This window comes from Burkholderia sp. Tr-20390, assembly GCF_017104595.1.
Lineage (GTDB): Bacteria > Pseudomonadota > Gammaproteobacteria > Burkholderiales > Burkholderiaceae > Burkholderia.
Window position 1 is genome coordinate 16,101 of sequence record NZ_JAAGPC010000117.1, and the last position, 11,660, is coordinate 27,760.

Below are 11,660 nucleotides of genomic sequence, written 5' to 3' on the forward strand. Positions count from 1 at the left end.
GTGTTTCGCACAGGATAGGACAGAACGGGGAACGTGCGCAGCGAGGAAAAAGCCGCGACACCGTGCGACGTTGCCGTCGCCGCATGGCGTCGCGTTCAGGCACATCAGTAACCGCTCAGAACTTCCACAGGATGTTGCCGAGTATCGCGTTGTCGCGCACGCCGCTGCCGTACTGGCCGCTGTACGTGAGGCCGAGTGTCAGGCGCTTCGTGATGTTCGCGTCGATGCCGGCCTCGAGCACGGCGCTGTCGCGAGCAATCGGCACGCCCGATACCTGGAACGACGTGCCGCCGTTCGCGAACGTGAACGCCGACGACGGCGTCACGTTGCCGAACGCATGCCGCCAGCCGACCGTCCCGCGTGCGGTGAACGTGCCGCTCGCGATCGAGCCGAGCTGCGACGCCGCGCGCACGCCGAGGGTCGAGAAGCCGACATGCGTCGTCTCGCCGCCGGCGCGCAGCGCGGCCGCGCCACCGGTTTCCGTATAGCCGTCGGTGTGCAGGTTCACATACGCGAGGCCCGCGAACGGTTCGATCGCCACGGGCCCGACCGGCAGCGCGTAGCCGACTTCGCCGAACACCTGCGCCGAATTCGCGTCGTAGCCGGCCGAATCGTGATCGGAGAAGCCCGCGAAGCCCGGCGAACGGTCGCTGTTGATCCGGTACCACGTGTACGACGCGCCGCCGCGCACGCCGAGCGCGCCGTACTGCGCGCCGCCGTACAGCGACAGGTAGTAGCTGTTCACCGACGCCGACGAACTCTGGTCGTTGTCGAGCGAGCTGTGCGTGACGCCCGCGGCCAGGCCCGCCCGCCACTTGTCGTTGAGCGCCATATCGGCACCGGCGATGAAGCCCGTCATGCTGCGGTTGATCGTCGACGCGTTGCCGTCGCCGGTGAGCCGGCTGCGGCCGCCGAACGCCTGCCCCCAGACGACCGGCTGGTAAGGCGTGCCGCCGTAGCAGCCGTCACGCGAGCCGATCCGGCGTTCCGGCGGCAGCGTCGGGTCGACCGCGCCGGCCGTGTTGTCGCCGCACAAGGCCGCGCCCCCCGACGACAGCGCCGCGAGCGGGCCCGATCCGGGCGCGAGGCCCTGGCGGACACGATCGGTCACCGCGTCGCGCACATAGCGGCTGTCGAGCAGCAGCATGCTCTTCAGGCTCGCCTGCAGTTCGCCATCGAGCATCCCGTAGGCGCGGCGTGCGGTCGTCGCATCGGTCGTCACCACGGCGTCGTACAGCGGGTTGCCGGCGCCGAGCCCGCCGAGCGCGCCCGCGACCGAGCGCTGGTTCGGCGTCGTCGCGACATCGGGAAACGCGGTACCGTTCGAGACCAGCCGCAGGTACACGTGATCCGGATCGTAGCTGAGCGTCGGCGCGAGGAACGCGTAGTTCGCATTCACCTGGCTGAACGTGCCTTGCACGCCCGACCCTGCGGAGAGGATCGTATAGGTCGTGCTCGGCTGGTAGCCGCTCTGGTTCGCGAGCACCTGCACGGTGCCGCCGTTCAGCGTCGCCGTGCCGCTTGCGGCGAGACTGCCGCTTTGCTGCGGCGAGGCCGCGACCTGGAACGTCGAGCCCGGCTGGAACGTGACGTTGCCGCCCACGTTCAGCGCCGCGCCCGGCTGCGACGCGGCCGCCGTCGCGCCGCCCTGCACCACCAGGCCGCCGATCGTACCGGTGCCCGTGACCGTCGCACCGTTCTGCACGGTCACGGTCGACTGGCCGAGCGAACCGTTCACGGCGAGCGTGCCCGCGCTGACCGTGGTCGGGCCGCTCAGCGTGCTGGTGCCCGTCAGCGTCAGTTGCCCGCTGCCGGCCTGCGTGAGCGAACCCGCACCGGACAGCACGCTTGCGATCGTCACGTTGCCGGATTGATTCACGATCAGCGCGCCGTTGTCGACGACATTGCCGGCGATGCTGCCCGACGTGCCGCCGTTGCCGAGTTGCAGCGCGCCGCCGGCCGTGATGGTGGTGCCGCCCGTGTACGTGTTCGCGCCCGTCAGCGTCTGGACGCCGGTGCCGGCGATCGTCACGCCGCCCGTGCCGCCGATCGTCCCGCCGAACGTGCCGTTGCCGCTGCCGTTCAACGTCAGCGCATTGGCGCCGAGATTGACGGTCGCGCCGGCCGCGCCGTTCAACGTGCCGATCGTCTGCGCGCCTGTCGCGCCGCTCGCGTCGAACGTCGCCCCTGCGCCCGCGAGGTTCACCGCGCCCGTCGACGCGAGGCTGCCGCCCGCGCCGAGCGCCAGCGTGCTGCCGCCGTTGATGGTCGTGCCGCCCGTGTAGGTGTTCGCGCCCGTCAGCGTCTGCGTGCCGGTGCCGGCGAACGTCACGCCGCCCGCGCCGCCGATCGCGCCACCGAACGTGCCGTTGCCGCTGCCGTTCAGCGTGAGCGCATTCGTGCCGAGGGTCACGTTCGTGCCGGCGCCGCCGTTCAGCGCACCAATCGTCTGTGCGCCCGTCGCGCCGCTCACGTTGAACGTCGCCCCCGTGCCGGCCAGATTCACCGTGCTGCCCGACGCGAGGCTGCCGCCCGCGCCGAGTGCCAACGTGCTGCCGCCGTTGATGGTCGTGCCGCCCGTGTAGGTGTTCGCACCCGTCAGCGTTTGCGTGCCGGCGCCCGCGAACGTCACGCCGCCGGTGCCGCCGATCGCGCCGCCGAACGTGTTGTTGCCGCTGCCGTTCAGCGTGAGCCCATTCGCGCCGAGGTTCACGTTCGTGCCGGTGCCGCCGGACAGCGTGCCGAGCGTCTGCGCGCCCGATGCGCCGCTCAGGTTGAGCGTTGCGCCCGTGCCGGCCAGATTCACTGCGCTACCCGACGCGAGGCTGCCGCCCGCGCCGAGCGCCAGCGTGCTGCCACCGTTGATCGTCGTGCCGCCCGTGTAGGTGTTCGCGCCCGTCAGCGTCTGTGTGCCGGCGCCCGCGAACGTCACGCTACCGGTGCCGCCGATCGCGCCGCCGAACGTCCCGCCGCTTCCGTTCAACGTCAGTGCGTTGCCGCCGAGGTTCACGTTCGTGCCGCCCGCGCCGTTCAACGCACCGAGTGTCTGCGCACCCGTCGCGCCGCTCACGTCGAACGTCGCCCCCGTGCCGGCCAGATTCACCGTGCTGCCCGACGCGAGGCTGCCGCCCGCACTCAATGCCAGCGTGCTGCCGCCGTTGATCGTTGTACCGCCCGTGTAGGTATTCGCGCCCGTCAGCGTCTGCGTGCCGGCGCCCGCGAACGTCACGCCGCCGGTGCCGCCGATCGCGCCGCCGAACGTGTTGTTGCCGCTGCCGTTCAGCGTGAGTCCATTCGCGCCGAGGTTCACGTTCGTGCCTGCGCCGCCGGACAGCGTGCCGAGCGTCTGCGCGCCCGATGCGCCGCTCAGGTTGAACGTCGCGCCCGTGCCGGCGAGATTCACCGCGCTGCCCGACGCGAGACTGCCGCCCGCGCCGAGCGCCAGCGTGCTGCCGCCGTTGATCGTCGTGCCGCCCGTATACGTGTTCGCCCCCGTCAGCGTCTGCGTACCGGTACCCGCGAACGTCACGCTGCCGGTGCCGCCGATCACGCCGCCGAACGTGCCGTTGGTGCTGCCGTTCAACGTCAGCGCATTTGCGCCCAGGTTCACGCTCGTGCCGCCGATGCCGCTCAGCGTGCCGAGTATCTGCGGGCCCGATGCGCCGCTCAGGTTGAACGTCGCGCCCGTGCCGGCCAGGTTCACGGCGCTACCCGTCGCGAGGCTGCCGCCCGCGCCCAGCGCCAGCGTGCTGCCGGCGTCGATCGTCGTGCCGCCCGTGTAGGTATTCGCGCCCGTCAGCGTCTGCGTGCCGGTGCCCGCGAACGTCACGCCCCCGGTGCCGCCGATCGCACCACCGAACGTGCCGCTGGCGGTGCCGCTCAACGTCAGCCCGTTCGCGCCGAGGTTCACGTTCGTGCTGGCCGCGCCATTCAACGCACCGATCGTCTGCGTGCCCGATGCGCCGCTCAGGTTGAACGTCGCGCCCGCACCGGCGAGATTCACTGCGCCGCCCGACGCGAGGCTGCCGCCCGCCCCCAGCGCCAGCGTGCTGCCGCCGTTGATGGTCGTGCCGCCCGTATAGGTGTTCGCACCTGTCAGCGTCTGCGTGCCGGTACCCGCGAACGTTACGCCACCCGTGCCGCCGATCACGCCGCCGAACGTGCCGTTGGTGCTGCCGTTCAACGTCAGCGCATTCGCGCCCAGGTTCACGCTCGTGCCGTCGATACCGCTCAGCGTGCCGAGCGTCTGCGGTCCCGATGCGCCGCTCAGGTTGAACGTCGCACCCGTGCCGGCGAGATTCACCGCACTGCCCGATGCGAGGCTGCCGCCCGCACTCAACGCCAGCGTGCTGCCGCCGTTGATGGTCGTGCCGCCCGTGTAGGTGTTCGCACCCGTCAGCGTCTGCGTGCCGGTGCCCGCGAACGTCACGCTGCCGGTGCCGCCGATCACGCCGCCGAACGTGCCGCTGGCGGTGCCGCTCAGCGTGAGCCCGTTCGCGCCCAGATCCACGTTCGTACTGGCCGCGCCATTCAACGCGCCGATCGTCTGCGGTCCCGATGCGCCGCTCAGGTTGAACGTCGCGCCCGCGCCGGCGAGATTCACTGCGCCGCCCGATGCAAGGCTGCCGCCCGCACCCAGCGCCAGCGTGCTGCCACCGTTGACCGTCGTGCCACCCGTGTACGTATTCGCACCCGTCAGCGTCTGCGTGCCGGTACCCGCGAACGTCACACTACCGGCGCCGCCGATCACGCCGCCGAACGTGCCATTGGTGCTGCCGTTCAACGTCAACGCATTCGCACCGAGGTTCACGTTAGTGCCGGCCACCCCGGTCAGCGCGCCGATCGCCTGCGGGCCTGATGCGCCGCTCAGGTTGAACGTCGCACCCGTGCCGGCGAGGTTCACCGTACCCGTCGACGCGAGACTGCCGCCCGCGCCGAGCGCCAGCGTGCTGCCGCCGTTGATCGTCGTGCCGCCCGTGTACGTGTTCGTGCCGGACAGCGTTTGCGTGCCCGTGCCGGCCACGGTGAGGCCGCCGGTGCCGCCGATCGTGCCGCCGAAATTGCCGCTGGCGGTCCCGCTCAGCGTCAGGCCGTTCGCGCCGAGGCTCACGGCCGAGCCGGCGACGCCGCTCAGTGCGCCGATCGTCTGTGCGCCCGTCGCGCCGCTCAGGTCGAGTGTCGCGCCCACGCCCGCCACGTTCACCGCGCCCGTCGCCGCCAGGCTGCCGCCGGCACCGAGCGCCAGCGTGCCCGCGTTGATCGTCGTGCCGCCCGTGTAGTTGGCCGCGCTCGTCAGCGTCGTCGTCGCCGCGCCGTTCTTCACGAGGGCACCCGCGCCGGTGATGCCGCCGTTCAACGTGAGCGCGTTGCTGCCGCCGAGCGTCAGCGTCGCGCCGGTGCCGAGATTGACCGCATTGTTGACCGACAGGCTCGCGCTCGTGTCGAGCGTCGCCGCGCCGCCGACGTTCAGCGCGCCGCCGCCGAGCGCCCCGTTGTTGCCGAGCACCAGGCCGCCGCTGTTCAGGTTCGTGCCGCCCGTATAGACGTTCGCGCCCGTCAGGGTCTGCGTGCCGGTGCCGGCCAGCGTCAGGCTGCCGGTGCCGCCGATCACGCCGCTGAAGGTGCCGCTGGCGGTCCCGCCCAGCGTCAGCCCGTTGCCGCCCATGTTGACGACCGTCCCCGCGACACCCGACAGCGCACCGATCGTCTGGGCGCTGGTCGCCGCGCCCAGGTCGAGCGCCGCGCCCGCGCCTGCCAGGTTCACCGCGCCCGTCGCCGCCAGGCTGCCGCCGGCGCCCACCGCCAGCGTGCCCGCGTTGATCGTCGTGCCGCCCGTGTAGGTGTTCGCGCCCGTCAGCGTCGTGGTCGCCGGGCCATTCTTCACGAGACCGCCCGCGCCGGAAATGCCGCCGCTCAACGCGAGCGCATTGCTGCCGCCCAGCGTCAGCGTCGAACCGTTGCCAAGGCTGACCGCGTTGGCGACCGACACGCTCGTGTTGGTGTCGAGCGTTGCCGCGCCCGCGACGTTCACCGTGCCGGTACCGAGCGCGCCGTTGTTGCCGAGCACCACGCTGCTGCCGCCGCTCAGGTTCGTGCCGCCCGAGTAGGTGCTCGCGCCATTCAGCGTCTGCGTGCCGGTGCCGGCCAGCGTCAGGCTGCCGGTGCCGCCGATCGCGCCGCTGAAGGTGCCGCTGGCGGTTCCGCCCAGCGTCAGCGCGTTCCCGCCCAGCGCGACGTTCGTCCCGGCGACACCGGACAGCGCACCGATCGACTGCGCGCCGGTCGCGGCGCTCACGTCGAGCGTCGCACCCGCGCCGGCCAGGTTCACCGCGCCCGTCGCCGCGAGGCTGCCGCCCGCGCCCACCGCCAGCGTGCCCGCGTTGATCGTCGTGCCGCCCGTGTAGGTGTTCGCGGCCGTCAACGTCGTGGTCGCCGCGCCGTCCTTCACGAGACCGCCCGCGCCGGCGATGCCGCCGTTCAGCGTGAGGGCATTGCTGCCGCCCAGTGTCAGCGTCGAACCGGTGTTGAGGTTGACGGCGTTGTTGACCGACAGGTTCGTGCTCGTATCGAGCGTCGCCGCGCCGCCGACGGTCAGCGCGCCCGTGCCGAGCGCCGCATTGTTGCCGAGCACCAGGCCGCCGGCGTTCAGGGTCGTGCCGCCGGCGTAGTTGTTCGCGCCGGACAGCGTCACCGTCGCCGCGCCGTTCTTCACGAGACCGCCGCCGCCCGAAACCGTGCCGCCCAGGCCCAGATTGGTGCTGCCGGCAAGCGTCAGTGTCGTGCCGGCGGCGATGTTGACACCGTTCGCGAGCGACACGTTGGCGGTCGCGTCGAGCGTCGACGAGCCGTTCACGTTCACCGCGCCGAGGCCGAGCGCCGTATTGCTGCCGACGGAGAGGTTGCCGCCGTTCAGGTTCGTCCCGCCCGTGTACACGTTGGCGCCGGTCAACGTCTGTGTGCCCGTGCCCGAGAGCGTCACGCCGCCCGTGCCGCCGATCGTGCCCGCGTACGTCGTATTGCCGCTGCCGTTCAACGTCAGCGAATTGCCGCCGAGGTTCACGTTCGAGCCGGCCGCGCCCGCCAGCGCGCCGACCGTCTGCGTGCCCGACGCGTTGCTCAGGTCGAACGTCGCGCCCGCGCTGCTCAGGTTCACCGTGCCGGATGCCGCGAGGCTGCCGCCCGCACCCAGCGCGAGCGTGCCGCTGTTGATCGTCGTGTCGCCGGTGTAGGTGTTCGTGCCCGTCAGCGTCAGCGTCGCCGCACCGTTCTTCACGAGGCCGCCGTTGCCGTTGATGGAGCCGGCCAGCCCGAGATTGTTGCTGCCGCCGACCGTCAGCGTCGTGCCCGTGGCGAGATTGACGGTGTTGTTGAGCGTCGCGTTCGTGCTCGAGTCGAGCGTGGCCGAGCCGTTGACGTTCAGCGCACCGGTGCCGAGCGCCCCGTTGTTGCCGACCACGAGGCCGCCTGCGTTCAGGTTCGTGCCGCCCGTGTAGATGTTCGCGCCGGACAGCGTCAGCGTGCCGCTGTCGTTCTTCGTCAGCGCGCCGCCGCCCGATACCGTGCCGGACAGCGTGAGCCCGGTCGCGCCCTGCACCGTCAGCCCGCCCGCGTTGAGCGTCACGTTGTTGGAGACGTTGAGCCCGGCCGTGCCCGCCTGCAGCGCGCCGCCGGTGGCCGTGATGGTGCCCGTGCCGAGCGACGCGTTGTTGTTGATGATCGCCACGCCGCCCGCGAGCGTCGCGTCCTGCGCGGTCGACGCGCCGTTGATCGTCCAGTTGCCGCTCTGGACGTTCAGGTGATTGAAGTTGATGTAGTTGTTGGCCGCGATCGTGCCGTTCGCGCCGGCCCCCTGCTGCAGCTTGAGCGTGTTGTCGCCGCCCGCGCCGCCGTCGACGGTGCCCGTCGCCGCGACCCCGAGCGTGATCGGGCCGACCGTGATGTTGAGCGCGCCCCCGGTGCCGCCCGCCGTGTTGACCGACGAGCCCGTCACGGCGGTGAACGCGTTCGTACTGTTCGCGCCCATCGACACGCTGCCGTTGATCGTGCCCGAGTTGACGAACGTATTGCCCGCCCCGGGCGTGCCGTTCGAACCGAGCGACACGCGGCCGGTGATCGTCCCGCTGTTCGTCATGTTGACCGTGGCGCCGCCGTACGCGGCGACCACGGGCGCATCCGCGCCGGTGAGGGTCGCGCCGACCAGCGGGTTCGAGCCGATCGTGCCGGTGTTGTTGATCGTCGACGTGCCGCCCGTGCCGTTCTGGACCGACAGCGCCATGCCCGTCACGCCGCTGATCGCCACGCCGGTCGAGCCGTTCATCGTGCCGTTGTTGACGACGGTGGTGCCGGCACTCGCCGCCGCGTTGCCGATCACCGCGCCGCTCGACAGCACGCCGAGGCCGGTGCCGAGCGCCGACGGGTCGATCGTGCCGTTGTTGGTCAGCTGGGTATTGTTGCCCGTCAGCGACATCGCGGTGCCACCGACGCCGAGCAGCACGCCAACGCTCGCTCCGGGGTTGACGGTCGCGTGGATATTGTTCGCGCTGTTCGAATAGCTCGGCGCCAGCGGGTTGGCGACCCCGGAGCAGGTCACCGTCGTGCCCGCCGTGCTACAGGTCGCATAGGCGGGCACGATACCGGCGCCGGACAGCGCCAGGAAAACGCCCGTCGGCAACAGCAATTTCGGAAACGGTTCGCCGGATTTTTTCGAACGCGCAAGATTCATGCTTTCCCTCGTCATGTTATTGGAATTGGCATTACCGTGAAATCGAACAGCCGGCCGCAGAAAATCGCGGACAAAAGCGTACCCCCCGGCTGTCGCGATGCGACGTCGGCTAATTCATGGACGAATCTTTAATTGGCCCTGGCAGGCAGGCGTGAAACTAGTCGAACGACATGTCGGTGGCCCCTGTTTTTTCTGCAGCGATTTTCTGGTTGATTTGATTACCGCCCTGCTTTTGTCAGACAAGGCTAGTTCAAAAAAACAGGCTTTTCCAGTCGATCTTTACCCTTGCATATCAGGGGTGCAGCGAGCGCGTATTTTTTACTTATCGGGGCGCTTCAGACAGGCAATTTCGTATGCCGCTTGCCCGCTAATTTGATATTTATCAAAAAATACGGGAATCAACCGCATCGGTGAAAATACCGATATCGGTGCGATTATCACGATGATTTATTGCAACGCAATATCCACACGCCCGGAAAATATCGACACGAGATAATCTCCCTCACGCCGTTATTCATCAGACAAAAGGAAGGCAAATCCGACATTTAGCCGATCCTTTGGATCTCCGTCGCGTATCGGCCGAACGCCATCCCCCGTTACGAAAACAGGCTCATCAGATAAAGCATCGGCCGGAACGAAACCGGTCGCGCATCGGGGTTCACCCACAGCCGCGCCGCATACACAGCGTAGGCCGGCACTTCCCGCCAGCTCGAATAGACGTCGCGCAACTGGAAGCGGCGCGGATACGCGGCGGAGATGTCCGCCCGCGCGATGCCGACGCGCTCGAACGCGAGGCGCGCCCGCGCGAGGTGGTAATACTGGCTGACGATCACCACGCGCGACACGCGATGCGCCTGCAGATAGGCGAGCGTGTGCTGCGCGGTCGCGAGCGTGTTGTCGCCCTGGTCGTCGACCGCGATCCGGTCGGCCGGCACGCCGCGCGCCACGAGATAGTCGCGCATCGCGGTCGCCTCGTTCAGCCCGGGGCCGTCGATCGCGCCGCTGACGAGGAACGCCGGGCACTGCCCCGTGCGGTAGCAGCGCACGCCCACGTCGAGCCGGGCGGCGAGCACGGGCTTCGGCGCGCCGGCCTCGTCGAGCGCGTTGCCGAAGATCACGGCGACGTCGGCCGGCTTGCTCGGCATCCGCATCCCGGACGCGACGAGCGCAACGGCCGCGACGATCCAGAGGCACGCGACGACGGCCAGCAGGCGGCCCAGGCGGGCAAACACGCCCCGTTTGGTGTGGTTTTTCAAGGTTTTCGGTCTCTCAGGTCGTCGGGCGTAGCGGCTTGCCCTGCCCCGGACGGGCGCGTCACGCTAGCACGGTGCGCGTTCGGGTGTCCACGCAACGGACCGATGCCGGACGGCCTTCCTGAAAGTCGACCGGAGACACCTACCCGGCGAAGCGGGTACCCAATACGGAGATCGAATGGATGCACATGCGCGCGCCGCTCGGCGACGCCCGGCCGGCACGACCCGGATCAGTCGACCTGGCACATCGTGAGCCGCCCCATCGCCTCGCCCGCGCCGCGCACCGCGCAGGTGGCCGGCTCGTCGGCGATCCGGGCGACGAGCCCCGTCTCGTCGTACAGCAGGCGTTCGAAATCCGCGAGCAGCGCGCCGCCGCCCGTCAGCACCACGCCGCGATTCGCGATGTCGGTCACGAGCTCGGCCGGCGCGTTCTCCAGCACCGACTTCACTGCACCGATCACCTGCTTGAGCGGCGCGGCCAGCGCGTCCGCCACGTCGTGGTTGGACAGTTCGATCGAGCGCGGCAGCCCGTCGCCGACACCCCGCCCGACCGCGCGCGTCGACCGGCGCGGCACCGCGCTGGTGGCCGAGCCGATCGTCTGCTTCACGTGTTCGGCCGTCTGTTCGCCGAGCAGCACGCCATACAGGTTGCGCACATGGTTGACGATCGCCGCGTCGAACTGGTTGCCGCCCACGCGAATCGCCTCGCGGTAGACGATGCCGCCGAGCGCGATCACCGCGACTTCGGTCGTCCCGCCACCGATATCGACGACCATCGAGCCGACCGGCTCGGTCACCGGCAGGCCCGCGCCGAGCCCGGCCGCGAGCGATTCCTCGATCAGTTCGACCTCCGATACACCCGCGGCGAACGCGGCCTCGCGGAGCGCGCGGCGCTCGACGGCCGTCGCGTCGGACGGCACGCACAACGTGACTTCGACGCGACGGCCGAAGCGCGAACGCGTGCGCGACATGTCGATGAAGCTGCGGATCATCTGCTCGGCCGCGTGCGCGTCGGCGATCACGCCGTGCCGCATCGGCCGCACGGCTTCGAGATGCCCCGGTTCACGGCCGAGCAGCGCCTTCGCGAGCTCGCCGACGGCCTCGAGCGTCGGCCGGGCGTCGGTCGCACCAGTACCGGCCTTGCGGAAGCAGACGACCGACGGCTGGTTCAGCACCACGCCGCGTTCGTGCGTATAAATCCGCGTACTCGCCGTTCCAGGGTCGATCGCAACGGGTTGCGCAAACAACTTTCCGAACAGCGGTGTCGACATATCAAACCTTTGTAATCGAACGGACCAGGGCAGCCGCGCTGCGTTTCGCGGCGCGTCCATGCCGCCCCATCACGAACTTAGCGGCAAATCGTTCCGATACTTTAGGCAATTCCGATGATTTTTTCGCGAAACAATTGTCAAAAGTGCCGACCAGGACACCTCCGGCTACGCAACAGCCTCTCGCATTGCGCCTGTAAAACACGGTAATCTCTCGGTCTTGCCTGCTCCCGGCAGGCCTCAGACGCCCGATCACGCCAGGTATTTCCTCCATGACAGCGACCGTTTCCTTCCGCTGGGCGCGGGTGCGCCCGCTTTGCACGACGCTCGTCGCCTTCTGGTGCTGCACGGTCGCCGCGCAACCGCTGCCGGCCGCCGACTCCGCCGCCGCCCCGGTCGCTGCCGCCAGCGCGCCGG

The 11,660-nt window shown here is 69.8% G+C and carries 3 protein-coding genes; all 3 read right to left on the bottom strand.

Going from position 1 to position 11,660, the window contains the following annotated elements; translation table 11 throughout:
• Nucleotides 1-115 precede the first annotated feature (115 nt).
• Nucleotides 116-8,722: an autotransporter-associated beta strand repeat-containing protein gene (locus tag G3N98_RS26390; RefSeq protein WP_206149638.1), complete on the bottom strand. Its 8,607-nt coding sequence runs from the start codon at nucleotides 8,720-8,722 to the stop codon at nucleotides 116-118.
• A gap of 596 nt (nucleotides 8,723-9,318) precedes the next feature.
• Nucleotides 9,319-9,978, bottom strand: a complete 660-nt coding sequence (locus G3N98_RS26395; protein ID WP_206149639.1) for a YdcF family protein — start codon at nucleotides 9,976-9,978, stop codon at nucleotides 9,319-9,321.
• A gap of 227 nt (nucleotides 9,979-10,205) precedes the next feature.
• Nucleotides 10,206-11,246, bottom strand: coding sequence for a rod shape-determining protein (locus G3N98_RS26400; RefSeq protein WP_089475322.1), 1,041 nt, complete (start codon nucleotides 11,244-11,246; stop codon nucleotides 10,206-10,208).
• Nucleotides 11,247-11,660: the final 414 nt, after the last annotated feature.

Bases quoted from the DNA above. Each gene is read 5' to 3' on its own strand.
- G3N98_RS26390 (WP_206149638.1), bottom strand. From the start codon at position 8,722: ATGAATCTTGCGCGTTCGAAAAAATCCGGCGAACCGTTTCCGAAATTG.
- G3N98_RS26400 (WP_089475322.1), bottom strand. From the start codon at position 11,246: ATGTCGACACCGCTGTTCGGAAAGTTGTTTGCGCAACCCGTTGCGATC.